The 25683-nt window shown below is 60.3% G+C and carries 22 protein-coding genes and 1 pseudogene; 16 read left to right on the forward strand and 7 right to left on the reverse strand.

Annotated elements, in window-relative coordinates; translation table 11 throughout:
• Window positions 1-276 precede the first annotated feature (276 nt).
• The 7 genes from rfbB (at window position 277) to QMX88_RS01900 (ending at window position 7385) form a co-directional block, all read left to right on the forward strand.
• The gene (gene rfbB, locus QMX88_RS01870) at window positions 277-1356 is read left to right on the forward strand and encodes a dTDP-glucose 4,6-dehydratase (RefSeq protein WP_282365718.1); all 1080 of its coding nucleotides are present in this window, start codon (window positions 277-279) and stop codon (window positions 1354-1356) included.
• Entirely contained in the window at window positions 1353-2228 is an 876-nt protein-coding gene (gene rfbA, locus QMX88_RS01875; RefSeq protein ID WP_282365720.1) for a glucose-1-phosphate thymidylyltransferase RfbA, read from the forward strand. Before rfbB ends, rfbA begins: the two co-directional genes overlap by 4 nt.
• Complete coding sequence (gene rfbC, locus QMX88_RS01880; protein WP_282365723.1) at window positions 2225-2770, forward strand: dTDP-4-dehydrorhamnose 3,5-epimerase; 546 nt, start codon at window positions 2225-2227, stop codon at window positions 2768-2770. The genes rfbA and rfbC overlap by 4 nt, the downstream gene beginning before the upstream one ends.
• Window positions 2767-3648, forward strand: a complete 882-nt coding sequence (gene rfbD, locus QMX88_RS01885) for a dTDP-4-dehydrorhamnose reductase (protein WP_282365725.1) — start codon at window positions 2767-2769, stop codon at window positions 3646-3648. Before rfbC ends, rfbD begins: the two co-directional genes overlap by 4 nt.
• Before the next feature lie 89 nt (window positions 3649-3737).
• Window positions 3738-5552, forward strand: a complete 1815-nt coding sequence (locus QMX88_RS01890; protein WP_192171326.1) for a sensor histidine kinase — start codon at window positions 3738-3740, stop codon at window positions 5550-5552.
• Complete coding sequence (locus QMX88_RS01895; protein WP_282365730.1) at window positions 5549-6925, forward strand: sigma-54-dependent transcriptional regulator; 1377 nt, start codon at window positions 5549-5551, stop codon at window positions 6923-6925. The genes QMX88_RS01890 and QMX88_RS01895 overlap by 4 nt, the downstream gene beginning before the upstream one ends.
• Window positions 6918-7385, forward strand: a complete 468-nt coding sequence (locus QMX88_RS01900) for a YiiD C-terminal domain-containing protein (RefSeq protein WP_282365732.1) — start codon at window positions 6918-6920, stop codon at window positions 7383-7385. Before QMX88_RS01895 ends, QMX88_RS01900 begins: the two co-directional genes overlap by 8 nt.
• Before the next feature lie 963 nt (window positions 7386-8348).
• Here the strand turns inward: QMX88_RS01900 and cysQ are convergent.
• Both cysQ and nudE read right to left on the reverse strand, forming a co-directional pair.
• On the reverse strand, window positions 8349-9191 hold the full coding sequence (gene cysQ / locus QMX88_RS01905) for a 3'(2'),5'-bisphosphate nucleotidase CysQ (protein WP_282365734.1): 843 nt from the start codon (window positions 9189-9191) through the stop codon (window positions 8349-8351).
• The gene (nudE, locus tag QMX88_RS01910) at window positions 9188-9754 is read right to left on the reverse strand and encodes an ADP compounds hydrolase NudE (RefSeq protein WP_282365736.1); all 567 of its coding nucleotides are present in this window, start codon (window positions 9752-9754) and stop codon (window positions 9188-9190) included. Before nudE ends, cysQ begins: the two co-directional genes overlap by 4 nt.
• 96 nt (window positions 9755-9850) lie before the next feature.
• On the opposite strand from nudE, the gene yrfG reads away from it, so the two are divergent.
• Complete coding sequence (gene yrfG, locus QMX88_RS01915) at window positions 9851-10513, forward strand: GMP/IMP nucleotidase (protein ID WP_282365738.1); 663 nt, start codon at window positions 9851-9853, stop codon at window positions 10511-10513.
• Between the two features lie 73 nt (window positions 10514-10586).
• Here yrfG and lysM read toward each other — a convergent pair whose 3' ends face one another.
• Window positions 10587-11033, reverse strand: coding sequence for a peptidoglycan-binding protein LysM (gene lysM / locus QMX88_RS01920; protein ID WP_282365740.1), 447 nt, complete (start codon window positions 11031-11033; stop codon window positions 10587-10589).
• A gap of 171 nt (window positions 11034-11204) precedes the next feature.
• Between lysM and QMX88_RS01925 the strand changes: the two genes are divergently transcribed.
• From QMX88_RS01925 to QMX88_RS01940, 4 genes are all read left to right on the forward strand, one after another.
• A complete protein-coding gene (locus tag QMX88_RS01925; RefSeq protein ID WP_192171332.1) occupies window positions 11205-12092 on the forward strand; it encodes a LysR family transcriptional regulator in 888 nt (295 codons plus the stop codon).
• Window positions 12093-12186: 94 nt separating this feature from the next.
• Window positions 12187-13026 (forward strand): formate dehydrogenase accessory sulfurtransferase FdhD, encoded by an 840-nt coding sequence (gene fdhD / locus QMX88_RS01930; protein WP_192171333.1) that lies wholly within the window; start codon window positions 12187-12189, stop codon window positions 13024-13026.
• Between the two features lie 2 nt (window positions 13027-13028).
• A complete protein-coding gene (locus QMX88_RS01935) occupies window positions 13029-15359 on the forward strand; it encodes an FdhF/YdeP family oxidoreductase (protein ID WP_282365923.1) in 2331 nt (776 codons plus the stop codon).
• A 430-nt stretch (window positions 15360-15789) separates the two neighbouring features.
• A complete protein-coding gene (locus QMX88_RS01940) occupies window positions 15790-16251 on the forward strand; it encodes a glycine zipper domain-containing protein (RefSeq protein ID WP_037016408.1) in 462 nt (153 codons plus the stop codon).
• Window positions 16252-16321: 70 nt separating this feature from the next.
• On the opposite strand, the gene QMX88_RS01945 is transcribed toward QMX88_RS01940, so the two are convergent.
• Window positions 16322-16750 (reverse strand): acyl-CoA thioesterase, encoded by a 429-nt coding sequence (locus tag QMX88_RS01945; protein WP_192171334.1) that lies wholly within the window; start codon window positions 16748-16750, stop codon window positions 16322-16324.
• 54 nt (window positions 16751-16804) lie between these two features.
• Window positions 16805-18736 (reverse strand): RecQ family ATP-dependent DNA helicase, encoded by a 1932-nt coding sequence (locus tag QMX88_RS01950; RefSeq protein WP_282365750.1) that lies wholly within the window; start codon window positions 18734-18736, stop codon window positions 16805-16807.
• Window positions 18737-18977: 241 nt separating this feature from the next.
• On the opposite strand from QMX88_RS01950, the gene QMX88_RS01955 reads away from it, so the two are divergent.
• The 3 genes and pseudogenes from QMX88_RS01955 (at window position 18978) to QMX88_RS01965 (ending at window position 22017) form a co-directional block, all read left to right on the forward strand.
• Window positions 18978-19784: a hypothetical protein gene (locus QMX88_RS01955; RefSeq protein WP_282365752.1), complete on the forward strand. Its 807-nt coding sequence runs from the start codon at window positions 18978-18980 to the stop codon at window positions 19782-19784.
• A gap of 130 nt (window positions 19785-19914) precedes the next feature.
• Window positions 19915-21047, forward strand: a pseudogene (locus QMX88_RS01960) (hypothetical protein).
• 235 nt (window positions 21048-21282) lie between these two features.
• The gene (locus tag QMX88_RS01965; RefSeq protein WP_282365753.1) at window positions 21283-22017 is read left to right on the forward strand and encodes a hypothetical protein; all 735 of its coding nucleotides are present in this window, start codon (window positions 21283-21285) and stop codon (window positions 22015-22017) included.
• 61 nt (window positions 22018-22078) lie between these two features.
• On the opposite strand, the gene QMX88_RS01970 is transcribed toward QMX88_RS01965, so the two are convergent.
• Together QMX88_RS01970 and hslO are read right to left on the reverse strand one after the other, a co-directional pair.
• Window positions 22079-23620 (reverse strand): phosphoenolpyruvate carboxykinase, encoded by a 1542-nt coding sequence (locus tag QMX88_RS01970; protein WP_282365755.1) that lies wholly within the window; start codon window positions 23618-23620, stop codon window positions 22079-22081.
• Between the two features lie 191 nt (window positions 23621-23811).
• Window positions 23812-24714 (reverse strand): Hsp33 family molecular chaperone HslO, encoded by a 903-nt coding sequence (hslO, locus tag QMX88_RS01975; protein WP_192171341.1) that lies wholly within the window; start codon window positions 24712-24714, stop codon window positions 23812-23814.
• Window positions 24715-24812: 98 nt separating this feature from the next.
• Between hslO and QMX88_RS01980 the strand changes: the two genes are divergently transcribed.
• Window positions 24813-25622 carry a phosphatase PAP2 family protein gene (locus tag QMX88_RS01980; RefSeq protein ID WP_282365757.1) on the forward strand — a complete coding sequence of 270 codons (810 nt, stop codon included), beginning with the start codon at window positions 24813-24815 and terminating at the stop codon, window positions 25620-25622.
• Window positions 25623-25683 lie beyond the last annotated feature (61 nt).

Consider the following 25683-nt stretch of genomic DNA (forward strand, 5'->3'; position numbering starts at 1 on the left):
AAAGGAGTCCTGAGAGAGAAAGGCGCGAACAATATCGCCAGTAGCACGACCGTTAATCAACCCCGCACGATTTGCCGATCAAGAAAAGCCTTAACGGACCGACAGATAGAGTCGGCGTTAAGCCCGTGAAACAGCTGCGGCGGTTTTATGGCGCTAATCGCCATGGGCCATCAATTAATATCATCGCTTGTCGGTGGATTGCGTCTTGCGCCAGTCGGCAAGGCCCCACAAGCTATGCTCCATCGTCTTACATCTTTCCAGGGAAGAAGGTTCTCCATGCGAATACTTGTTACCGGTGGCGCCGGCTTCATCGGCTCTGCGCTGATCCGTCACCTGATCAATAACACCGATCACGACGTCCTCAATTTCGACAAGCTGACCTACGCCGGGAATCTTGAGTCGCTACAGGGCATTGCGAACAACACTCGGTATGAGTTCGTGCAGCAGGACATCGTTGATCAGGCCGCCGTGAGCAAAGTCCTCGCGCGCTTCAAGCCTGACGCGATCATGCACCTGGCGGCTGAATCCCACGTTGACCGTTCGATTGACGGCCCGTCGGAGTTCATCCAGACCAACATCGTCGGCACCTACAGCCTGCTGGAAGCGACCCGCAGCTACTGGCTGACCTTGCCCGAAGCCGAGCGCGCAGCTTTCCGCTTCCATCACATCTCCACGGACGAAGTGTATGGCGACCTGCACGGCGTGGACGATCTGTTCACTGAAACCACGCCCTACGCGCCAAGCTCGCCGTATTCGGCCAGCAAAGCGGCGTCGGACCATCTGGTTCGCGCCTGGCAGCGCACCTACGGGCTGCCGGTGGTCGTCACCAACTGCTCGAACAACTACGGCCCGTTCCACTTCCCCGAGAAGCTCATCCCGCTGGTGATTCTCAATGCCCTGGCCGGGAAGCCGCTGCCGGTGTACGGCAACGGCTTGCAGGTGCGTGACTGGCTGTTCGTCGAAGACCACGCCCGCGCATTGCTTAAGGTGGTAACTGAGGGCCAGGTCGGCGAGACCTACAACATCGGCGGCCACAACGAACAGAAGAACATCGACGTCGTGCGCGGCATCTGCGCGCTGCTCGAAGAGCTGGCGCCGGAACAGCGCAAAGGCGTGGCCCACTACGCGGACCTGATCACCTACGTGACCGACCGCCCGGGCCATGACATGCGTTACGCCATCGACGCCAGCAAGATCGAGCGCGAACTGGGCTGGACACCGGAAGAGACATTCGAATCCGGCCTGCGCAAAACCGTGCAGTGGTATCTCGACAATCTTGAATGGTGCCGCAACGTGCAAGACGGCAGCTATAAGGGCGAACGCCTGGGCACCAACGTGAAGGAACTGATCGCATGACTAAAGGAATTGTACTGGCCGGCGGCTCGGGCACACGCCTGCACCCGATCACCCTCGGGGTCTCAAAACAGCTGTTGCCGATCTACGACAAACCGATGATCTATTACCCGATCTCGGTGCTGATGCTGGCCGGGATCAAGGACATCCTGGTCATCTCGACGCCGCTGGACCTGCCGCAGTACCGGGCGCTGCTGGGTGACGGCAGTCAGTTCGGCGTGCGCTTTCATTACGAGGAGCAGCCCAAGCCGGACGGCCTCGCGCAGGCATTCCTCATTGGCGAAGAATTCATCGGCGATGACTCGGTGTGCCTGATTCTCGGCGACAACATCTTCCACGGTCAGCACTTCAGCGAGCAGCTCACGCGTGCGGCGGCCAACACCTCCGGCGCGACCGTGTTTGGCTACTGGGTGAAGGATCCAGAGCGTTTCGGCGTGATCGACTTTGATGAGCACGGCCACGCGCTGTCCATCGAAGAGAAGCCCAAGGCGCCGAAGTCCAGCTACGCCGTGACCGGTCTGTATTTCTACGACAACGAAGTCATTCAGATCGCCAAGGACGTCAAGCCGTCCCCGCGCGGCGAGCTGGAGATTACCGACGTCAACAACGCCTACCTCAAGCGCGGCGACCTGCGCGTCGAGCGCTTTGGCCGCGGCTTCGCCTGGCTCGATACGGGTACGCACGACAGCCTGCTGGACGCGTCGCAATACGTGCAGACCATCGAGCACCGTCAGGGCCTGAAGGTCGCGTGCCTGGAAGAAATCGCCTATCAGAACGGCTGGATCGACCGCGCCCACCTGTTGAACAGGGCTGACTATTTCGGCAAGACCGGCTACGGTCAGTACCTGTTCAAGATCGCAGGGGAAAGTCAGTGAAAGTGGTTGCCAGCAAGTTGCCTGAAGTCCTCATCATCGAACCCAAGGTGTTCGGCGATGAGCGTGGCTTCTTTTACGAAAGTTTCAACGCCCGAGCCTTTGCCGAGGCCACCGGCGTCGCCGATCAGTTCGTTCAGGACAATCACTCGCGCTCGCAGAAAGGTGTCCTGCGCGGGTTGCATTACCAAATCGAAAACCCTCAGGGCAAACTGGTGCGCGTCACCGTCGGCAGCGTGCTGGACATCGCAGTCGACATCCGTCGCAGCTCGCCACAGTTCGGCCAGTGGTTCGGTCTGGAGCTGTCGGCCGAGAACGCTCGCCAGCTGTGGATTCCCAAGGGTTTCGCCCACGGCTTCGTGGTGTTGAGCGACTACGCCGAGTTTCTCTACAAGACCACCGACTATTACACGCCGTCGGCCGAGCGCTGCATTCGCTGGGACGATCCTGAGCTGGGCATCGACTGGGGCTTGAGCGAAGCACCTCAATTGTCGGCCAAGGATCAGGTCGGCAAGCTCCTGAAAGACGCGGACCTGTTCCCGTGAGTGCGCCGCTGCGCATTTTGATCAGCGGGCAACACGGCCAGGTCTCCCATGCGCTGCAGCAACGCCTGCAGAACACGGGTGAGCTGATCGTGCTGGGCCGTGATCAGCTGGATTTGAGTCAGCCGGAATCCATCCGCCCGGTGGTTCGCGATATCAAGCCGGACCTGATCATCAACGCCGCCGCGCACACGGCAGTGGATCAGGCCGAAAGCGAGCCGGACCTGGCCTTCGCCATTAACGCGACGTCCCCCGGTGTATTCGCTGAAGAAGCTGCGACACTGGGCATTCCGCTGATTCACTATTCCACCGATTATGTGTTCGACGGCAGCAAGGCTGGTGCGTGGGTTGAGTCCGACGCGCCGAATCCGCTGGGCGTTTACGGCAGCAGCAAGCTCGCGGGCGAGCGGGCCATCGCCGCAGCGGGCGGTCAGCACCTGATTTTGCGCACGAGCTGGGTGTACTCCCTGACCGGGCGCAACTTTCTGCTGACCATGCAGCGCTTGTTGCAGGAGCGCGAGAAGCTGTCGATCGTTGCCGACCAGATCGGCGCACCCACCTGGGCCGGTACCATCGCCGCCAGTACCGCTGCGCTGATTGAACGCTGGCGTGACGGGGCAACAGGTGCCTGGGGTGTTTATCACCTGACGGCCAGCGGCGAAACGTCGTGGTTCGGGTTCGCTGAAGCCATTGGTCAGCAGTTGATCAACAGCGGCAAACCCTGCGCGACCCCTGAGCCGATTGCTTCCAGCGCTTACCCGACGCCGGCTGCACGCCCGCTCAATTCGCGTCTGGATTGCAGCCGATTGCAGCGCGAGTGGGGCGTCAGCCAGCCGGACTGGCACGAAGCGTTGCTGGAGTGCTTAGCGCAGCAGCGGTAGGCATAATGGGCCGACTCGATGTTGAGCGGCTGCGGAATAATGATTCATCCGCAGCCGCTCTACACCGCAACGAACCCACCGGCGATTCCATGATCAGCACTAACGCCCTTCCCCGCCGCCCTCGCTGGCGCAGCCTTGCCTTGCTGGCGCTGATCCTCGCCCCGTTGCTGTGGCCGCTCGAACGCCTGGCCGAACACTATTACCGCAACGAGCTGCTGAGCCAGAATCGCCAGACCCTGGACCTGTACGTCGCCAACCTGCTGGGCACGTTGCACCGCTATGAAGTTCTGCCACAGATTCTCGGCGACCTGCCCGGGCTGCGTGCCATGTTGGCGAACCCCCAGGACAAACAGGCGCAAGCTCAGGCGAACGTGCTGCTGATGAACACCGCCCGGCAGACCGGCGCCGAGGTGATCTACCTGATGGCGCCCAATGGCGACACCCTCGCCGCGTCGAACTGGGACAAACGCGACAGCTTCGTTGGCCGCAACTTCGCCTTCCGCCCGTACTTCAGTAACGCCATGGCTGGCAATCTCGGCCGCTTTTTCGGCCTGGGCACAACGTCAGCCAAACGCGGCTACTTTTTCGCAGCCGCCGTGCGCGACGGCGACACTGTGATCGGTGTGCTGGTGGTCAAGGTCGACCTGGACCTCACTGAGACCTTGTGGGGCAAAACGCCGGAACAGTTGCTCGTCACCGACCACAACGGCGTGGTGATCCTGACCTCCAACCCGGCTTGGCGTTTCCGCGCCACGCGCCCGCTCAGTGAGGAAGAAAAGCAGGCCATCGTCGCCATCCAGCCCTACCCGACCCGCGATCCGCGCCCGCTGCAGCTGGATGAAAACGGCTGGCTCAAGCAAACCCAGCAGATCGACGAGACCGGCTGGAGCGTGAACATCCTCGCCCCCCAGATGCTGGTGTCGAGGCCGGTGCGGACGGTGGTTGCCATTGGCGGTGGTGCGTTGCTGGTGCTGATGCTTCTATTGGGGCTGATGATGCAGCGCCGCCGCCATTATCTGGATCGCATCAACTTCGAGGCCAAGGCGCGCCGGGAGCTGGAAGTGCGAGTCGCCGAGCGGACCTGCGATCTGGAAGGCGTCAATCAGCGATTGCGCCAGGAAGTTCTCGAACGCGAGCAGGCGCAGCAGGAACTGTTTCGCGCCCAGGACGAACTGGTTCAGGCCGGCAAGCTGTCAGCGCTGGGCACGATGTCGGCGAGCATCAGCCATGAACTCAACCAGCCGCTGGCGGCGATTCGCAGTTACGCCGAGAACGCCGAAGTGCTGCTCGATCATCAGCGCACCGAAGACGCCCGCGGCAACCTCAAGCTGATCAGCGAACTCACCGGGCGCATGGCGTCGATTATTGCGCACCTGCGCGCCTTCGCCCGGCGTGACCGGCATGCGCCTGAAAGCGTGGCGCTGCAGCCAGCGCTGGACGATGCGCTGGCCCTGCTCGCCAAGCGTCGGCGCGCGATGGAAGTGGAATTGATCCGCGATTTACCCGCCGCGACCTTGTGGGTGCAGGCCGGCGAGACGCGGCTGCGTCAGGTGCTGGGCAATCTACTGGCGAATGCGCTGGATGCGCTGACCGAGAAAGGCCCGCCGCGCAAATTGTGGATCAGTGCCGAGTACAACGCCGAGGGCGTCAATCTGTACATCCGCGACAACGGCCCGGGGTTTTCCAGAGAAGCGCTGGAGCACGCCCGCGAGCCGTTTTTCACCACCAAGACGCGCACCCAGGGGCTCGGCCTGGGCCTCGCGATCTGCGATACGCTGATGCGCGCACTGGGCGGCGAGCTGCTGTTCGCCAATCACCCGGAAGGCGGTGCGCTGCTGACGTTGCGGATGCGCACCGGCGCCTCGGGCGTCAACCTTCAACCGTCTGAGGACTTATCTGCATGAGCACCGACGCCATCGACAGCCGGATTCAGGTGGTGCTGATCGACGACGACCCGCACCTGCGTCAGGCCCTGAGCCAGACGCTCGATCTCGCCGGCCTGAAAATCCTGCCGCTGAGCGACGCCAAAGGCCTGCAAGCGCGCATCGAGCGTGACTGGCCGGGGGTAATCGTCAGTGACATCCGCATGCCGGGCATCGACGGCCTTGAACTGCTCCACCATCTGCACGCCCAGGATCCGGAGTTGCCGGTGCTGCTGATCACCGGACACGGCGACGTGCCGCTGGCGGTGCAGGCCATGCGCGCCGGAGCCTACGATTTTCTGGAAAAACCCTTTGCCAGCGACGCACTGCTCGACAGCGTTCGGCGCGCCTTGGCGCTACGCCGGCTGGTGCTGGACAACCGCAGCTTGCGGCTTGAGCTCAGCGATCGTCAGCAACTGAGTACGCGACTGGTGGGGTTGTCCGCCCCCATTCAGCGTCTTCGCGATCAGATCGGGGCGCTGGCCGCGACCAAGGCCGACGTGTTGATTCTTGGCGAAACGGGCGCCGGCAAGGAAGTGGTCGCCCGCGCGCTGCACGATTTGTCCAACCGCCGCAACGGTCCGTTCGTGGCGATCAACGCCGGGGCGCTGGCCGAGTCGGTGGTGGAAAGCGAGCTGTTCGGCCATGAGTCGGGCGCCTTCACGGGTGCGCAGAAGCGCCGCATCGGCAAGTTCGAATTCGCCAACGGCGGCACGTTGTTTCTGGATGAAATCGAAAGCATGAGCATGGACGTTCAGGTCAAGCTGCTGCGTTTGCTGCAAGAGCGCGTGGTTGAGCGGCTGGGCGGGAATCAGCAGATCCCGTTGGACATCCGGGTGATCGCGGCGACCAAAGAAGACCTGCGCCAGGCGGCGGATCAGGGGCGTTTCCGGGCCGACTTGTATTACCGCCTCAACGTGGCGCCGTTGCGCATTCCTCCGCTGCGCGAGCGTGGCGAAGACGCGTTGGTGCTGTTCCAGCATTTCGCCGATACCGCCAGTTTGCGCCACGGCCTGCCACGGCATGAATTGCAGCCGGGGCATCGGGCGCTGCTGCTACGTCACACCTGGCCGGGCAACGTGCGTGAACTGCAGAACGCCGCCGAGCGTTTCGCCTTGGGCCTTGAGCTGGAACTGGAAGGCGAGGCGCAGCCGGATCTGGTGGCATCCAACGGCGGGCTGAGCGAGCAGGTCGAGGCGTTCGAGCGAGCGTTGATTGCCGCCGAACTGACCCGTCCGCACAGCTCGGTCCGCAGCCTCGCCGAAGCCCTGGGCCTGCCACGCAAAACCCTGCACGACAAACTGCGCAAGCATGGGCTGACTTTCAACGGCGCGGGGTCCGACGACAATGACTGACCGGCAACGTTTGTCTGCTGAAGACCTGGAAACCGTGCTGCACCAAGACATTCCCCTCACCCGGGAAATGGGCGTCAAGGTGCTGGGCTGGCGAGACCATCAACTTCGTCTGCACCTGCCGTTGGCGCCCAACGTCAATCACAAGAACACCTTGTTCGGCGGCAGCCTGTACTGCGGCGCGGTACTGGCGGGCTGGGGTTGGCTGTACTTGCGGCTCAAGGAAGCCGGGATCGACGACGGGCACATTGTGATTCAGGACGGCCAGATCAGTTATCCCCTGCCGGTCACCCGCGACGGCGTCGCCATTTGCGACGCACCGGATGAAGCGAGCTGGGAGAGATTCGTGAAGCTCTACCACCGACGCGGCCGTGCGCGCCTGACGCTGCACACCCGGATCGTGGCTGATGGATCAGAAGAAACGGCAGTGGAATTCGTCGGGCAGTTCGTGCTGCATCGCTGAACAAAGCTGCCCGACACGGCTTGCCCATGTAGGAGTGACCGGGGTGGCGCTCCACCTTGCTCGCGAAGACGGCATTCCAGCCGCTGAAAATGGCGTGGAATATTCGCGAGCAAGCTCGCTCCCACAATCCGTATTCAGCACATACATCTGCAGCGTCTTCTGACACCGCGCTTTCTCGCAGCTGACACAGCCCCTGTGGGAGTGAGCTTGCTCACGAAAGCGGCATTACAGCCGCTGAACATTGCGTGGATGTACCGACCTATTCGCGAGCAAGCTCGCTCCCACAATCCGTGTTCAGCAGAGACATCTGCAGCGTCTTCTGACACCGCGCTTTCTCGCAGCTGACACAGCCCCTGTGGGAGTGAGCTTGCTCACGAAAGCGGCATTACAGCCGCTGAACATTGCGTGGATGTACCGACCTATTCGCGAGCAAGCTCGCTCCCACAATCCGTATTCAGCAGAGACATCTGCAGCGTCTTCTGACACCGCGCTTTCTCGCAGCTGACACAGCCCCTGTGGGAGTGAGCTTGCTCACGAAAGCGGCATTACAGCCGCTGAAAATGGCGTGGATGTACCAACCTATTCGCGAGCAAGCTCGCTCCCACAATCCGTATTCAGCAGAGACATCTGCAGCGTCTTCTGACACCGCGCTTTCTCGCAGCAGACACAGCCCCTGTGGGAGTGAGCTTGCTCACGAAAGCGGCATTACAGCCGCTGAAAATGGCGTGGATATACCGACCTATTCGCGAGCAAGCTCGCTCCCACAATCCGTATTCAGCAGAGACATCTGCAGCGTCTTCTGACACCGCGCTTTCTCGCAGCAGACACAGCCCCTGTGGGAGTGAGCTTGCTCACGAAGACGGCATTCCAGCCGCTGAAAATGGCGTGGATAGACCGACCTATTCGCGAGCAAGCTCGCTCCCACAATTGATCCCCTACGGCGTCCTCAGAGCTGATGTGCGCTCAAGCCCTCGCCAACGCCAGCAACGCGCCGCGCCATGCCGCTTCCGCCGGTAACGCCAGGAAATACGAATTCAGCAGCGTCTCCCGCGCCGGGTACTCGAAGGTCGTGCCGTCCAGGTTCAGCACTACGCCGCCCGCCCCTTCCACCACACCTTGTGCAGCAGCGGTATCCCACTGAGACGTCGGCGCCAGACGCGGGTAGCAATCGGCGGCCCCTTCGGCCAGCAGGCAAAACTTCAGCGAGCTGCCGATATTGGTCAGCTCTAGCTCACCCACCACTTCCGACAAACCGGCCAGCAACTTCTGTTGCTCGGGGCTGGAGTGACGGCGGCTGGCGACCACGGTGAACGCTTCTCCCGCGCCCGGCTCATTGCGCACGCTGATCCGCGCCAGATGCTGCGAATCGTCACTGCGCCACGCACCCAGCCCGGCGCCACCGAAATAGCAGCGGTTATTGGTCGGCATCGACACCACGCCAAACACCACACGACCGTTCTCGATCAGCGCCACGTTGACGGTGAACTCTTCGCTGCCGGCAATGAATTCCTTGGTACCGTCCAGCGGGTCCACCAGCCACCAGCGTTGCCACTGGCTGCGTTCGCTCAACGGGATGTTGGCGTCCTCTTCGGACAGGATATGAATACTCGGATCCAGCGCCTTGAGGCCCGCCATCAACAGCTCATGGGCGGCCAGGTCAGCGGCCGTGACAGGCGAGTCATCCGACTTGACCTCGACTTCCACGCCGGAGCGCCAGAACGGCAAAATGACTTCGCCGGCCCGCCGGCAAAGCTCTATGACCGGCGCAAGCAGCGGGTGCGGCAATTGGGCGAATGTCGGGTTCATGGCAGAAAATCCCCACGCTCGGCCAGCAGGTCGCGGGCGAGGTACAGCGCCGCCAGCGCGCGCCCTTCAGTGAACTGCGGATTCTGAACCCGACTGGAAAGCTCACGCAGATTGACCTTGTCCACGCGCATCGGCTCAGGCTCGTCGCCGGGCAGCGTTTCCTCATACAAATCGGTAGCCAGCACGACCTGGATTTTCTGGCTCATGTAGCCGGGCGAAAGGGATAGTTCGGTCAGGTGCACCAAGGTCCGCGCGCCATAACCGGCTTCTTCCTTGAGTTCGCGATTGGCGGCGGCCAGCACGTCCTCGCCCGGTTCGATCAAGCCTTTGGGCAACGACAGTTCGTACTGATCAGTGCCGCCGCAGTATTCCTCGATCAGCACGGCGTGGTCGGCATCGAGCATGGCCACGATCATCACCGCGCCGTAGCCACTGCCGCTGCCGACCAGCCGCTCGTAGGTACGCTCGACGCCGTTGGAAAAGCGCAGCTGCACTTCTTCAACGCGGAACAGACGGCTGCTCGCGACGATTTCGCGAGAGAGGACGGTAGGTTTCTGCTGCATGACGAGCTCCTTGGCGTAGACGGGTTACTATACCGTGGCTTTTGCGGATGTCTTCGCCGCAAACCCACGCGACCCCTTCAACGCCGAGAGACTTGTATGCCTTCTTTGCCCTGGCGCGATATCGACACCGTTCTGCTGGATATGGACGGCACGCTGCTCGACCTGCATTTCGACAATCACTTCTGGCTGGAGCATCTGCCCAAGCGCTATGCCGAAGTGCACGGGGTCAGTCTGGCGATGGCGCAACTGGAGCTGATGCCGCTTTTCGAAAAAAACGCCGGCACCCTTAACTGGTACTGCACCGACTTCTGGAGCACGGAGCTGAACCTGTCGGTGAAGGACCTGAAAGTCGAGATCGCTCACCTCATCGCCTTGCGCCCCGACGCCGAGACGTTTCTGGCCGCCCTCAAGCAGGCCGGGAAACGGCTCATCATGATCACCAACGCACACCGCGACTCGCTGTCGCTGAAGATGGAAAGACTGGAGTTGGCGCCTTACTTCGAGCGTCTGATCAGCTCCCATGACTACGGTTATCCCAAGGAAAACCCGCAGTTCTGGGACGCGCTGCAGGACGATATCAAGTTCGATCCGGCGCGCAGTCTGTTCATCGACGACACCTTGCCGATCTTGCGCAGCGCCGGGCGATACGGCATTGGCCATTTGCTGGCAGTGCGTGAGCCGGACAGCCGAAAAGGCCCGAAAGACACCGAAGAATTCAAGGCTGTTGAGGATTATCGGGCGTTGATACAGGGCTTGTAAGAATCATGCAGCAGGGGTTGCCGTACGGTCAGCGCTAAGGCTGGTTTCCCGTACGGCCAGTACAACTTACCGCTTACTCAGGAATACGCAGAACCTGACCTGGATAGATCTTGTTTACGTCCTTCAGCATCGGCTTGTTGGCGTCGAAGATTTTCTGGTACTTGTTGGCATCGTGATACACGCGCAGCGAAATGGCGCTGAGGGTATCGCCCTTCTGAACAGTGAGGAACGTCGCAGCAACCACAGCAGGTGCGCCGGCGGCGATGGTCAGCTGATCATCAACGCTGCCAACACCGGCGATGTTACCGGCCGCCAGTACAATCTTCTCTTTCTCTTCCTGACTGGCGACTTCGCCCGTCAACGTAATCTTGTCGCCTTCGACCGTCGCATGAACGTTGGGATTGCCCAACCCGACAGACTCGATGTGCTTTTTCAGCTCATCGCTGGCGTTGGCGTTTCCTGGGGTGAGCAGGTCGATAAGCTTCTCACCGGCTTCCTTCACAAAACTGAACAGACTCATGGGTTTCTCCTTGGTGTCGTCGTAGTGTCGTTGTGGTTTCCCGCGCAACATCTGTTCCGCTGACATTGCCCGACAAACCTCCGACCCGTGGCCGCGTCTCAAGGTTTCAAGCCATTTGACGGTCGGTCGCGATAGACTTCGCCGGGCCAGCCTGTGCCTCAAGGAATGAAGATGGACATTAAACAGCTGAAATTTCTGATCGCCCTCGACGAAACCCGTCACTTCGGGCAGGCCGCTGCGCGCTGCCATATCACGCAACCGACCCTGTCGATGCGTCTGCGCAGTCTTGAAGAAGAGCTGGACCTGCCGCTGGTCAATCGCGGCCAACGCTTCGAAGGATTCACCGCGCCGGGCGAACGCGTTCTGGCATGGGCGCGCACGGTGCTGGCAGCGTATGACGGCTTGCAGGCTGAAGCCGCCGCCTGTCGCGGGCATCTGGTCGGCACATTACGGCTGGGCGTGGTGCCGCTTTCTAACTTCGATCCGCTGCCCTTGCTGCAACGCCTGCATTCCCTGCACCCGAACATGCGCTTCGAGCTTTCATCCCTGAGCTCCGAGCAGATTCTCGATCAACTCGCCAGCAACCGTCTGGACCTCGGGGTTTCGTATCTGGACCGACTGGACTCCGAGCGTTTCGACTCATTACAACTGGCCGAGACGCGGATGGGTGTGATGTATGACCAGCGCTATTTCAGCTTTGCCGAAGAGACGTCGAGCTGGGAAAGCCTGACCAAACTGCCCTTGGGCCTGCTCACCAGCGGCATGCACTTTCGGCAGTCCATCGATCACAACTTCCACAGCCGCGGCCTCCATCCGCAGCCGATCATTCAGACCGATGCGGTCCATCAGCTGCTGCAAGCGGTTCATGGCGGCTTCTGCTGCGCGATCATGCCGTTGGACGGCGGGCTGGAATCCCTCACCGAGCATCTGCGTTTGCAACCCATCGAAGACGCACAGACTCTGGCTCGACTAGGCTTGATCATGCGTCGCTCAGCGCCGCGCTCGGCATTGGCTGAAGCCTGTCTGGCGCTCTATCACACGATGATGCAAGAGAGTTGATCGACGTCATCTATCGGTGCATCAGTACTAGCGATTAGACGTAATCCGACCGGAGGCCTAGGCTTAAGCCTAATCATTCTGCCGGTTACTCCCAATGCACGCCAAGCACATGGATATCACGGCGCCCGCACAACAACTGCCCGCGCCCGCCGCAAGCCAGTCCTACAGCTATTCGAACCTCGAACACGACGTCAGCGAGCCCAATGTGCTGGCCGAGGAAGTCGCGTTGGCGATCGCCTACAACGGCATCAGCCAGGCGGTCATGCTGGTCACGCCCAGCGATCTGGAAGACTTCATCGTCGGCTTCAGCATCGGCAGCGGGCTCATCGAATCACCGGACGAGATCTACGACATCAAGCTCGGTGGTTGTGGCTCTGCGCAGACCGCAGAAGTTGAAATCGCCAGCCGCGCCTTCTGGAACCTGAAAACCCAGCGTCGGCAAATGGCCGGCACCAGCGGCTGCGGCCTGTGTGGTGTCGAAGCCGTCGAGCAGGCCTTGCCCGAGCTCAACGTGCTGCCCGGCGCGCCCCTTCCCCCCGCCGAATGGCTGAAAGGCCTGCGCGCGCGCATGGGCGAATTCCAGCCGTTGGGCGAACACTGCGGCGCGGTACATGCGGCTATGTTCATGGACGCTCGGGGCGAAATTCTTTTAGGTCGTGAAGACATCGGCCGACATAACGCTTTGGACAAGCTGATCGGCGCACTGATTCGCCAGAACATCCCGACCACGGGCGGGCTGGCTATCGTCACTAGCCGCTGCAGTCTCGAACTGATTCAAAAAGTATTACGTGCCGGCATTCAGACCCTTGTCAGCCTGTCATCGCCGACCGGCCTGGCGCTGCAATGGGCTCGCCGCCACAACCTCAACCTCATTCATCTGCCTAAACACAGTGCGCCGCGGGTTTACAGTCCTGCGTTGGAGAATCAAGCGTGAGCATGCATAAAGAAGCCGACAAGGTATCGACCCCCCGCTACAAGCCCTACAAAGGCCCAGCTGGCGGATGGGGCGCATTGATCAGCGTCGCCCACTTCTGGCTGACCAGCGACAACGCCCTAAAGAACATTCGCACGATGCTCAAGACCAACCAGAACGGCGGCTTCGACTGCCCGGGTTGCGCGTGGGGTGATTCGCCGGAAAGCGGCATGGTCAAGTTCTGCGAGAACGGCGCCAAGGCGGTGAATTGGGAAGCGACCAAGCGCCGCGTCGACCCATCTTTCTTCGCCCGCTACAGCGTGAGCGCGCTGCTTGAGCAAAGTGATTACTGGCTGGAATATCAGGGCCGTCTGACCGAGCCAATGGTCTACGACGCTCAGACCGATCGCTATAAGCCGATCGCCTGGGACGACGCCTTCGCCCTGATCGCCAAGCACCTGAACAACCTGCCAAGCCCAAACATGGCCGAGTTCTACACTTCGGGCCGTGCCAGCAACGAAGCGGCGTATCTGTATCAGCTGTTCGTCCGTGCCTATGGCACCAACAACTTCCCTGACTGCTCGAACATGTGCCACGAAGCCAGCGGCGTTGCGTTGTCGCAAAGCGTGGGCGTCGGCAAAGGCACGGTGACCTTCGAGGACTTCGAGCACGCGGACGCGATTTTCGTCCTCGGCCAGAACCCGGGCACCAACCACCCGCGCATGCTGGAGCCGCTGCGTGAAGCGGTCAAACGTGGCGCCCAGGTGGTGTGCGTCAACCCGCTGAAAGAGCGTGGACTTGAGCGTTTCCAGCACCCGCAGCACCCGCTGGAAATGCTCAGCAACGGCTCCGAGCCGACCAACACGGCGTATTTCCGTCCGGCATTGGGCGGCGACATGGCCCTGCTGCGCGGCATGGCCAAGTTCCTGCTGCAGTGGGAACGTGAAGCCCAGGCGAAGAATGAGCCATCGGTGTTCGATCACACGTTCCTCAATGAGCACACCAACGGCGTACTGGAATACCTGGCGGCCATCGACGATACCTCGTGGGAATTCATCGTCGAGCAATCGGGTCTGCCATTGACCGACATCGAACTCGCCGCGCGCATGTACGCCAAAGGCAAGAACGTGATCATGTGCTGGGCGATGGGCATCACTCAGCATCGCCATTCGGTGCCGACCATCCAGGAAGTCTCCAACCTGATGCTGCTGCGTGGCAACATCGGCCGGCCCGGCGCGGGCCTGTGTCCGGTGCGCGGTCACAGTAACGTGCAGGGCGACCGCACCATGGGCATCAACGAGCGTCCGCCGGCGTTCTTCCTCGATGCGCTGGAGAAACGTTTCCAGTTCAAGGTGCCGCGTGAAAACGGCCATAACGTCGTCGAAGCGATTCACGCGATGCTGGAAGGCCGTGCGAAAGTCTTCATCGGGCTGGGTGGCAACTTCGCCCAGGCCACTCCGGACAGCCCGCGCACCTTCGAAGCCCTGAGCAACTGCGACCTGACCGTACAGATCAGCACCAAGCTCAACCGCAGTCACCTCGCTCATGGCAAAGAAGCGCTGATCCTGCCGTGCTTCGGCCGTACCGACATCGACATCCAGGCCGAAGGCCCGCAAGCAGTGACCGTTGAAGACTCGTTCAGCATGGTCCATGCGTCCAACGGCCAGCTGAAGCCGCTGTCGCCGCAGATGCGTTCCGAGCCTGCGATCCTGGCAGGCATCGCCAACGCAACGCTGGGCAAGCAGCCGGTGGACTGGCTGTGGCTGGTAGCGGACTACAGCCGCATTCGCGACCTGATCGCCGACACCATTCCGTCGTTCCAGAACTTCAACGAGAAGATCAAGAACCCGGGCGGTTTCTATCTGGGCAACGCCGCAGGCTCCCGTCGCTGGAACACGCCAAGTGCGCGGGCCAACTTCAAGCCGAACGTATTGCCGAGCGATCTGGTGCATGAAAGCGTGCGCGGGACAGGCATCGTGCCGGACCTGATCATGCAGTCGATGCGTTCGCACGATCAGTACAACACCACCATCTATGGCCTGGACGACCGTTATCGCGGCGTTAAAGGTCAGCGTGACGTGATGTTCGTGAATGAGGCCGACATCATTCGGCTGGGCTTCGTACCGGGTCAGAAAGTCGACATCGTGTCGATCTGGGGCGATGACATCACGCGTCGCGTGAAGGGCTTCACCCTCCTGCCGTTCGACATCCCTGCCGGCCAGGCTGCCGCCTATTACCCGGAAGTGAACCCGCTGGTGCCGCTGGAAAGCGTCGGCGACGGCAGCAGCACGCCGACGTCCAAGTTCGTCGCGATCAAGCTGGAACGGCATGTGGAGACCGCGCGTATTATTTAATCTGCGTAGCAAAGCATGTCTATGTGGGCGAGATGGCCCGCATAGACCTGCTTTCAGTCTCCAGAGAATTGGCTGAGTGTTCCGGCCCCTTCGTGAGCAAGCTCACTCCCACAGGTTCATCGCACTGATCGAGATAGCTCGCTGACTCACGTCCTTGCTCGCGAAGGGGACCTTTCAGCCGCTGGATGTTCACCGGATGTACTGGTCACGCGCGATCAAGCTCACCTGCGCAGCAGCCACAAAAAAAGGCCCGAATCGCGAGATTCGGGCCTTTGTCCAGTAGCGTATGACTCATCAACCTGACTTAGGTTCCCAAGCCAAAACAATAAGTTAGCGTTTTGTATACAGGTCGTGTTACTCGTCGGAATTCGATTGTGACATTTTCTTCATACTTGCAGGATCGCGACGTCATCCCTACGAGCATTCCTACATGAAGTATTCCTCGATTCTGTTGTTGTCGTTCTCACTGGTCAGCGGTTTTGCCTCAGCAGGCGATAACGTGACGGCCGGCGTGGGCGGCGCATTGGGTGGGGTACTCGGCTCCGTCGTTGGCCAACAGGTCGGCGGCAGCACAGGTTCGGCAATCGGTGCCGGCCTTGGCGGCGCGGCCGGCGGCGCAGTGGGCGCCAACCGCAGAAACCGTACCGAAGCCGCAATCGGCGGCGGCCTGGGTGCCGCGGGCGGCAACGTGATTGGCCGCAGTGTCGGCGGCAGCACGGGCAGTCTGATCGGCGCAGCGGCGGGCGGCGGCGCGGGCGGCGCACTCGGCAACTACATGGGCGACGAAAGCCGCCGTGACGACGACCGAGGCCGTGGCTACCGTGGCGATCGCCGCGACTACAAACACGGTCGTGGCCATGCGTATGGTCATCGTAAGCACCATCGTGACTGACACCGTCGAGTCCGACTCGCGCACCTGACCCGATGAAAACCGGCCGCCCTTGACGCGGCCGTTTTCATTTTCAAACCACCAATCGCTCAAGCGCCTGCCGCAACCCCGTCGGGATCGGCACCGGCTGATTGGACGCCCGATCCACGAACACATGCACGAAGCGGCCTGCCGCCCGCGCTTCGTCTTCCCCCGCCTTGAACACCGCCAGCTCATATTGCACCGAGCTGTTGCCCAGCTTGCCAACCCGCAGCCCGACCTCGATCAACTCCGGATAGGCAATCGACGCAAAGTAATCGCACGACGAACTCACCACAAAGCCCACCGCTTCACCGTCGTGGATATCCAGCCCGCCCTGCTCGATCAGGTAGGTATTCACGGCGCTGTCGAAAAAGCTGTAATACGTGACGTTGTTAATATGTCCGTACACATCATTGTCGTGCCAGCGCGTCACGATCGGCTGGAAGTGGCGATAGTCGGCGCGCTGCGGAGTGTCGTTCATGTGGCTCCCTCCGGTTTGTCTGTTGTGCTTCTTCGTTTATGAGGTTGGTAAAGGCTATTGAATCTGGCCCTGAATCCATTCCCGCACCTCGGCATACGGATACGCCTCCAGCGCCGCAAACCCGCCGATATTACGGGCCTTGAGCCGGGTAAACATCGGCACGCTGATACCGCAGAAAAACCGCGTCAGGCACTCCGCACCCGGCTCATGCCCTCGGACCTCAAGGTGCTTGCCAACGAACTCGCTGCACAGGTCTACGAAGTTCTGCTCGCTCAACGGCGTCAAGGCTGGCGGCTCGGGGAGCACAGCCACATGGCCCTCGCACACCGAGCAATGGCCGCACTGCTCGGGCGCACGGTCGTCGCCGAAGTATCGGGCGAGACGATGGCTGAGGCACTGCTCGCTGGCAAACAGTTCGAGCATCGCGTGGATGCGCGCGACTTCGGTTTTTTCGTGATGGACGAAGTAGTCATGCAACTCCTCGCTCAGCGCCTGCGCGTCGAAGTCGGCGGCGATCAGGCTGTAGACCTCCGTCATCTGCTTGCTTTCGAGTTCGATCCAGCCCTTTTCCTGAAAGAAATCCAGCGCCGTCACCACTCGCCCGCGCTCGGCCTGATACTGCTGATACATCGCGTCGAAATTCACGGTTGCCCAGGTGCGCGCCCGGCTTGACGTCTCGGTCAGCGCCTGCACGAATTGGCGTCGTTCGCCCTGAAAGCGTTGCACCAGCACCTGCGGCTCTATCAGGTACTTGAAGCGATACTCCGCGAAATACGAATAACGCGGCGCAATGATCCCGCGCAATTCCAGCTGCACCAGCAGCGTTTTGAGGGGCAGTTGGCGGATGTTGCTGAGGTCCGACAAAGGCGCCAGCAGAAACTCCCACTGACTGTCGTTGCGCGCCCCTTGCAGATCTTCCAGCACCAGCCGGATGCCCTCCTGCTCCGGCGTGTCGCCGTACACAAAGTTTTCCAGCACGTTCAGGCTGTCGCGATTGGCCAAGACCAGACACTCCGACGTCGCCCCGTCGCGCCCCGCACGGCCGATTTCCTGGCTGTAGTTCTCGATGGATTTGGGCAGATCAAAATGCACGACGTTGCGGATGTCACTCTTGTCGATGCCCATCCCGAACGCGATCGTGGCAACGATGCAGTTCAGGCGCCCGTCCATGAACTGGCGCTGGATCGACTCGCGCTTATCGTGGGGCAGACCGGCATGGTAGGCGTACGCCGGGATGCCGTTCTGCGACAGATGAGCTGCCACGAACTCGGCAGTCTTTTGCAGCGTGACGTAGACAATGCTCGGCCGCCCGGCCCGTTCGCCGAGCCACTCCACCAGACGCCGGCGCTTGTCCCGGCCCGCAACCGGTTCAACCCGCAGCGTGAGGTTGGGTCGGTAGAAGCCGGTCGTCACCACATCGTCCGGCGCGATGCCGAACTTGCTTTGCATGTCATTGATGACTTGGGGCGTCGCGGTCGCTGTCAGGAGCAGCGCCTGGGGGATGTTGAACTCGCGCTGGTAGTCAGGGAGTTTCAGGTAATCGGGCCGGAAGTTGTGGCCCCACTCGGAAATGCAGTGCGCTTCGTCCACGACCAGAAGGGAGATTGGCACCTGAGTGATGAAATGCCGGAAGCGCTCGTTCTTCAGGCGCTCGACGGAAATCATCAGGATTTTCAACTCACCGGAGCGGGCCCTGGCCATGACCTCGGCGACGTCATCGCGGCTTTGCGCGGAGTCGATGCTCGCTGCCGCAATGCCGTGCCGTTGAAGGAAAGCCAACTGGTCCTGGATCAGCGCCAGCAGCGGTGACACCACCAAGGTCAGATGCGGCAGCAGCAACGCAGGCAGCTGATAGCAGAGGGATTTACCGGAACCTGTGGGAAATATTGCCGCAGCGGAGCGTCCTGCCAACACCGCACTGATGGCGGCCTCTTGTCCGGCGCGAAACTGCCGATAACCGAAAACCTGCTCAAGGGTTTGATGCATGTGTGCCACTCCTTTGACCGTCGCAAGGGCGTGAACCATAGCGCGGTGGGTCCGGGCGCAATACACCTAAACCATTACAGAAATATCGGACAGGATACATCCCGGATACAAGTACCGTACGCGGTACTGGCAAAACGGCATTCCGACGATTAATCTCGCGCGACGCAACCCATCGCTGCACATCAGACAGCCCGTTCGGCGGTAATCCCGTCTACGTCAGAAGATTCGCCAAGGAGAGGCAATGCAACCCACCACACCGCAGCCCGAGGATGACGGACTCACCATGCAGCGGCTGGCACCCGGTCAGTTCGACGTCGTGCTCGGTTCTCATCCCACCCGAAGCAGTGTTGCATCAGGCAAAAGCAATTGGCCGTTGAGCAGCCTTTTGATCTGCCTGGCACTGCTGATAGCCATCCTCTTTCTGATCGCGCAGATGTTTCGCACGCCCAAGCCGGCAGCAACGGTCATCCCTGCGCCGCCCATCGCTGAGGTGGTCAGCGAGCCTGACCCAGAGCCCGTCGCTCAGGTACGCAACGTCGAACAAGTGGTTTATATCGCCCCCAAGGTCGATATCTCCCAGCCCGCCGCGGCGCGGCCGCTCGACGCCTGCCTGAAAGACGGCAATGTCATCGACCGGGACGTCATCAATTGCCGCTTCGGTGAAGCTCAGGCCAACGACTCCCAAGTCACTCGCCCCCAAGGCATGGTTTCAGATCGTTACATGGCGAACTACAAGGCTGCCGCCGCCAAACCCAAAACAGAGCCCGCGCGACGCTACGAAGTAGCGGGCGTGTTCATCCGCGAAATTGACGGCCGCAACCGCTACGAAGCCCGCTATCGCATTTCCAACAACCACATTGAAACCAACAGTGTCTGCATGAACTTCCTGGCCGACAGTGTCGAACACCGTGAATGCCGCCGCGCCGCCGTACCCTACTTCAAAGACATGTGCAGCGATTGGAGCAAACGCGTCGCCAAAGACAAGAGCGACAAAAACAAACTGGCGCAAGAGCAATACTGCACGGCGGCCCGGGAATATTCCGCCTGATAGGTGATCAACTGACGTGCCGAGAAACCCATCAGTGCTTATTAACTAACACGCAGTAACAACAGCAGCCGACATGTTCTCAAACCGTCTTCTAACCTCGTCAGACCTATCAACCAACGAGGCTAGAAACATGACAACATTTACAATTTTCTTTTGCGGTACCGGCTCTACCAAATACGACAACTTGAACAAGAACTACTGGAACGGTGAGTTGGTCGCTACATTGGCGAACAACATCGACGGTCACGAGTTCGCCGAGTGGATTGTCATCGACGGGCCGGGTAGCGGCAACATGCAGGCCGATGAACTGTTCACCGAATCCAAAGGGTTTGGCTGGTCTGGCACCGCATTCGGCAAAGGCTGGCATGAGAATGTGCAGCATGCCGTCAACATCGTTCATGGCAAATTCGATTGGCAAAGAACCAAACTTTCAGAAGCTGACTACCTGCGTCTCAAAAAAGCCGACGTGCCTATCCCCGACGCTCAGGCGCATGGCTCCTGGTTCTGGCGGCAATACGACTACGGTAATCGCATCAGCCCGCAGGAACTCCAGCAACAACTGATCAAGAACCTGAGAAAAGGCGGCTTGATTCCAAAACAAATCAATCTGGTGGGCTGGAGTCGGGGCGGCGTCAGTTGCCACATGCTCGCCAATGCGCTGATGGCCAATCCGGTCACACGTCAAATCCCGGTCAATATCTTTGCGGTCGACCCAGTGCCCGGCCCACTGAATTATCAGCCTGAAAAAGTTTCTCTCGGTAGCAACGTTAAAGAATATGTAGGCTTCTATGCCCGCGATGAACGCTCCAAAGGGTTCTCTTGCATCATTCCGAAGACAGACCCCAAGACCAAAGTCAGCATATATCCCATGGCCGGACGTCACGCTACGCTACGCTGGTGGGTAACGCTTCGCTCACGGGCGCAAGTGGGCCAGGCGACCTGACAGAGCCTGGCAAGCTGGTGCGACATTACGCCGAAGCATGCCTGACCCGATGGGGAACTAAGCTCCAGCGAAAACTCAACTTGTCGGCTATCGAGATTGGCAAGCTGCATCAAAGTATCGTGATGCACGAAGCCGAGTTCATCAAAATGCGCAAAAACTCGTACACCGTTTTGTTTGAAGACTATAAAACTGAACGTCATGTCAGTTACGCGAATAAAGCAACTGGCTTCAGCATGGTCGCAGGCACGCCGTTTAAGCCCGCGCAAGGCTTGGCGGCAAGCCTCGCAAAAGGGCATAGCGCCTACAAGGACATCTGCTGACAAAACCTGCAATTCATGACAAGGGCGACTAGCGCATTACGTGGCTTTCCCGTCCATCGCCAATGGCCTCCTGCTGAGCGCTACGCTGGTGAAAAACAGAATTCTTGCGGAAGCCGCCCATAAGGGCGGCTTCTTCGTCCCGCTTTTTGTCATCGCTGCATTGACCCGCAAGCGTTTTATGCGGTCATAGGGAGCTAAGGTCAAAGAAACCCGCAGCGATTACGGACGGAACACCATGCCTCAAGCAGCCCCGCGAACACACACCAGCCTGTTTCCGCTGTTTCTCGCCGCTGCAGCCGCTCTTCTTTCGGGCTGCGGCGATGATGCCAAGACGACCAACGCGGCAACCGCGAGTGCATCGCCCCTGCAAAAGGTCATGAGCGTCGAGGTAAGCGGAGCGCTGAACCTGCACTACGAAGCAAGAGGCGATCAAGTAGCCGTGGGCTTCTTACCCGGCAAACTGCCTGGCTCCAACTGGCTGACGCTGAGCGCAGATCAGGAAGCCGAAGGCGACCGCAATGAGGTGAGCATCGGGCCGATTCTCGGGTTCTCCTTCGATAACCCCGATCAGGAAAAGAAGGCGATCATGTTTCAGGGGGGCCGAGTCGAAGTGGCCCACGATGAAAACAGCGCGTCCTACGACACCGGTTCGTACTATCAGTATTTCGATACGGACAAAGGTGGTAATAACAGCAACGTCCAGCTCGTCTTCAGCAAAATCGAGAAACTCACCTCCCCCAACAAACTGCTCGACCGCTATCGGTTGATCGGTACGTTTCAATTCAATGCCGCGCTGTCCCCTGAGCAGCCCACCGACGAATGCACCCGGGAAGCCGCTGCGTACGCCGCCGAGCATGGCGAGCGCCACCCGGGGTTCGACGCCAGGCTGTGTAACGCGAAGAGCGTGGTGGCGAAGGGCAGCTTCGACATCACCCAGGACTTTCCAGCGACGACGAAGGCGGACGGCTAGCTATCGCGCAGGCATAAAAAAACCGCCCCGAAGGGCGGTTTCTTTTTAGCAGGCGCCGATCTTACAGCTTCGGGCCCGCTGCCTTGATCGCGTCGCTCACGTCGAACTTCTTGAAGTTCTCGATGAACAGGCCGGCCAGTGCTTTGGCTGCTTCGTCGTACGCCGCTTTGTCAGCCCAGGTGTTGCGCGGGTTGAGCAGGCCGGTTTCGACGCCCGGCACGGAAGTCGGGACATCCAGGTTAACAGTGTCGAGGTGCTCGGTTTCTGCACCGATCAACGCGCCGCTCTGGATGGCCGCGATGACGCCACGGGTGGTCGGAATGTTGAAGCGCTTGCCGACACCGTAGCCGCCGCCGGTCCAGCCGGTGTTGACCAGATAGACCTTGGAGCCGAAACCGCGGATACGCTTGATCAGCAGCTCTGCGTATTCGCCAGCAGGACGCGGGAAGAACGGTGCGCCGAAGCAGGTGGAGAACGTCGACTTGATGCCAGCGCCTGAACCCATTTCAGTGGAGCCGACCAGTGCGGTGTAACCCGACAGGAAGTGGTAGGCCGCTTGTTCTTCGCTGAGGATCGACACGGGTGGCAGCACGCCGGTCAGGTCGCAGGTCAGGAAGATCACCGCGTTTGGCTCGCCGCCCAGGTTTTTCTCGGAGCGCTTTTCAACGTGCTCGAGCGGGTAAGCGGCGCGGCTGTTCTGAGTCAGGCTGCTGTCGGCATAGTCGGCATGGCCGGCTGCGTCCAGCACCACGTTTTCCAGGACGGCGCCGTGCTTGATGGCCTTCCAGATCACCGGCTCGTTCTTCTCGGACAGGTCGATGCACTTGGCATAGCAACCGCCTTCGATATTGAAGACAACGCCTTCGCCCCAGCCGTGTTCGTCGTCACCGATCAGGTAACGGGTCTCGTCGGCGGACAGCGTGGTTTTACCGGTGCCGGACAGACCGAAGAACAGCGTCACGTCGCCGTCTTCACCGATGTTGGCCGCGCAGTGCATTGGCAGCACGTCGGAGGCCGGCAACAGGAAGTTCTGCACCGAGAACATGGCTTTCTTCATTTCACCGGCGTAGCGCATACCGGCAATGAGGACCTTCTTCTGGGCGAAGTTGATGATGACGCAACCGTCGGAGTTGGTGCCGTCACGCTCGGGCACGCACTCGAAGTTGGCCACGTTGAGCACTTGCCATTCTTCACGACCGGCCGGGTTGTACTGGGCCGGATTGATGAACAGACAACGACCGAACAGGTTCTGCCAGGCCGTCTGGGTGGTCATCTTGACCGCTAGGTAGTGGTCTTCGGCTGCGCCTACGTGCACGTGGGAAACGAAGTGTTCCTGGGCGTTGTTGAACGCCTCGACACGCGCCCACAGGGCATCGAACTTGTCGGCCGGGAACTTGCGGTTGATCGGGCCCCAGGCGATCGCAGCCTGAGTGGAGGGTTCGTCTACGATGAAGCGGTCGACAGGCGAGCGGCCTGTGCGGTGGCCTGTTTCCACGACGAGTGCGCCAGTATCGGACAGCACGCCTTCTTCGCGTTTGAGGGCTTCTTTAACCAGATCGTCGACACTGAGATCGGTGTGAACGGCGTTATTGGCTTGCGTCATGAGATTCCCCGTCGGCTCGATGGCCGAGTGCTCCAAACGTTTTGTAGTAGAAAAATCAACACTACTACAGCTAAAAAGTGGCCGGATTATGCCAGAAAAGCCCAAAAAAGGTAGGGCCCTCCTGTCAGAACTACATGAAGAAGAGTCAAGCGGGCCGGGCGGAAAGCTTTCAGCGCAGGACCCGCACTACATTAATGGCGGGTATCGGAAGGGGTATCTACCCCACCCCCTGCAAACAGCTGCGCTACATCGGTTGCATCGAACAGATAGCGCTGATTGCAGAACTGGCAGTCGATCTCCACCGCACCGTGATGCTCGATCACCAACTGCTGTGCATCTTCCAGACCAAGACTGACCAACGCATTGCCAGAACGTTCGCGCGAGCAGCTGCAACGGAACACCAGAGGCTGGACGTCGAACATGCGCACGACGTCTTCGTGGAACAGCCGTTTCAACACGGTTTCGTTGGTCAGGCTGAGCAATTCTTCGGCGGTCAGGGTGTCGACCAGCACATTGACGTGCTGCCAGCTGGCTTCGCGCTCATCCTGATCTTTCAGCTTCTCGGCCGGTAACTGTTGCAGCAGCAGCCCACGTGCGCGCTTGCCGTCGGCCTTGATCCAGAAGCGCGTAGGCAGTTGCTCTGACATCACAAAATACTCGGACAGACACGCCGACAAGTCGACGCCGTCCAGGCCCACGATGCCCTGGTAGCGCTTGCCCTGACGCGGGTCTATGGTCATGGTCAAGTCGCCGTTGGGCATCAGGTCGAGCAGCGTGGCGTCCGGCTTGACCAGGCTTTCGTCGTAGCGCGCAATGCCGCGCAACTCACGCTCGCTGGAGCACTCGACCATCAGCAGGGACACCGGCCCAAGCGACCGCGCCTGCAGAACCAGCAGACCGTCGAACTTCAGCGTGCCCACCAACAACGCAGCGGCGGCGAGCATTTCGCCGAGTAGCTGAGCGACTGGCTCGGGATACGGGTGTTTGGCAAGTACTTCGGCGTAGCTACGCTCAAGGGCCACGAGCTCGCCGCGAACGTCGCTCTCGTCGAAGATGAAGCGCTGGGTGTAATCGGTATCCGGAAAGTCTGGCATAGGAGAAGGTATCTGAATGGATGACAAAATGATGACAAGCGCCTATAAAGCGCGGTTTAGCACCGCTTGGTGCACTGTCATGCCGATGGGGGCATTTTATGGACTATCCCGCGTTGTTCCAACCCAAGTGGAACGTCAAAAAATTCTTGCTGTGCAATCTGGTGGCTCTGGCATTGCTGCTGCTGTGGATCTGGCCCACGGGCCACGCGGCATTCACGCATTTCGATGAAGGCCTGTTTCACGTACTGAACCGCCCGCTTGAGCAAAACAAGGCGTGGTTGTGGACCTGGACGGTTGCCAGCATGCGACCCTTCGATATCGTCGTCGGCCTGATTCTTCTGACGCTGCTTATAAAGGGCGACTGGGTGTTCAAATCCCTGCAAACCCGTGCCGCGCTGATCGGCTTCGTGCTGACGCTGATCCTGCTGCTGATCATCCGCACGGTGTTTTCCAAAATCATCGACCACAGCGCGCTGCAACACGACAGCGCCTCGATGATGATCCCTGATGCCATCAAGCTCAGCGACATATTCCCGGGGCTTGAAGACAAGTGGCAGCTCAAGGACCGTTCCAGCCAGAGCTTCCCGGGTGACCACGCTTCGGTGCTGCTGATCTGGGCGATGTTCATGAGCGTCTACAGCCGCACCGTCGGCCAACGTGTCGTCATCTGGGCGCTGGCGTTCCTGTTCATGATGCCGCGCCTGGTCGCCGGCGCGCATTGGGGTCAGGACGACTACATCGGCGGCGTGATGATCGCGTTGCTCGCGCTGGGCTGGAGTTGCTACACCCCGTTCGCGGCCACTGCTACCGCCTTCGTGTTTCGACTGACCGCGCCGGTCTTCAATGTGTTGGGCCGCCTGCCGCTGATCAAATGCCTGAGCATCATGAAGCAGGGCTCTCATTTGTAAGCTGCCCGTTGCTACCGAGCAGTCCGGGGTCGATTAACCCACGATCCCGGAAAGCGGCGAG

This window comes from Pseudomonas sp. PS02290, assembly GCF_029960075.1.
Classification (GTDB): Bacteria; Pseudomonadota; Gammaproteobacteria; order Pseudomonadales; family Pseudomonadaceae; genus Aquipseudomonas.

What these genes read in the sequence shown, in the direction of transcription:
- QMX88_RS01945 (WP_192171334.1), bottom strand. Translation starts at nt 16,750, where the DNA reads ATGAACGACACTCCGCAGCGCGCCGACTATCGCCACTTCCAGCCGATC.
- hslO (WP_192171341.1), bottom strand. Translation starts at nt 24,714, where the DNA reads ATGCCAGACTTTCCGGATACCGATTACACCCAGCGCTTCATCTTCGAC.
- fdhD (WP_192171333.1), top strand. Translation starts at nt 12,187, where the DNA reads ATGCACGCCAAGCACATGGATATCACGGCGCCCGCACAACAACTGCCC.
- QMX88_RS01890 (WP_192171326.1), top strand. Translation starts at nt 3,738, where the DNA reads ATGATCAGCACTAACGCCCTTCCCCGCCGCCCTCGCTGGCGCAGCCTT.
- yrfG (WP_282365738.1), top strand. Translation starts at nt 9,851, where the DNA reads ATGCCTTCTTTGCCCTGGCGCGATATCGACACCGTTCTGCTGGATATG.
- QMX88_RS01900 (WP_282365732.1), top strand. Translation starts at nt 6,918, where the DNA reads ATGACTGACCGGCAACGTTTGTCTGCTGAAGACCTGGAAACCGTGCTG.
- cysQ (WP_282365734.1), bottom strand. Translation starts at nt 9,191, where the DNA reads ATGAACCCGACATTCGCCCAATTGCCGCACCCGCTGCTTGCGCCGGTC.
- QMX88_RS01970 (WP_282365755.1), bottom strand. Translation starts at nt 23,620, where the DNA reads ATGACGCAAGCCAATAACGCCGTTCACACCGATCTCAGTGTCGACGAT.
- nudE (WP_282365736.1), bottom strand. Translation starts at nt 9,754, where the DNA reads ATGCAGCAGAAACCTACCGTCCTCTCTCGCGAAATCGTCGCGAGCAGC.
- QMX88_RS01980 (WP_282365757.1), top strand. Translation starts at nt 24,813, where the DNA reads ATGGACTATCCCGCGTTGTTCCAACCCAAGTGGAACGTCAAAAAATTC.
- QMX88_RS01935 (WP_282365923.1), top strand. Translation starts at nt 13,029, where the DNA reads ATGCATAAAGAAGCCGACAAGGTATCGACCCCCCGCTACAAGCCCTAC.
- rfbA (WP_282365720.1), top strand. Translation starts at nt 1,353, where the DNA reads ATGACTAAAGGAATTGTACTGGCCGGCGGCTCGGGCACACGCCTGCAC.
- rfbB (WP_282365718.1), top strand. Translation starts at nt 277, where the DNA reads ATGCGAATACTTGTTACCGGTGGCGCCGGCTTCATCGGCTCTGCGCTG.
- QMX88_RS01955 (WP_282365752.1), top strand. Translation starts at nt 18,978, where the DNA reads ATGCAACCCACCACACCGCAGCCCGAGGATGACGGACTCACCATGCAG.
- QMX88_RS01925 (WP_192171332.1), top strand. Translation starts at nt 11,205, where the DNA reads ATGGACATTAAACAGCTGAAATTTCTGATCGCCCTCGACGAAACCCGT.
- QMX88_RS01950 (WP_282365750.1), bottom strand. Translation starts at nt 18,736, where the DNA reads ATGCATCAAACCCTTGAGCAGGTTTTCGGTTATCGGCAGTTTCGCGCC.
- QMX88_RS01940 (WP_037016408.1), top strand. Translation starts at nt 15,790, where the DNA reads ATGAAGTATTCCTCGATTCTGTTGTTGTCGTTCTCACTGGTCAGCGGT.
- QMX88_RS01895 (WP_282365730.1), top strand. Translation starts at nt 5,549, where the DNA reads ATGAGCACCGACGCCATCGACAGCCGGATTCAGGTGGTGCTGATCGAC.
- QMX88_RS01965 (WP_282365753.1), top strand. Translation starts at nt 21,283, where the DNA reads ATGCCTCAAGCAGCCCCGCGAACACACACCAGCCTGTTTCCGCTGTTT.
- lysM (WP_282365740.1), bottom strand. Translation starts at nt 11,033, where the DNA reads ATGAGTCTGTTCAGTTTTGTGAAGGAAGCCGGTGAGAAGCTTATCGAC.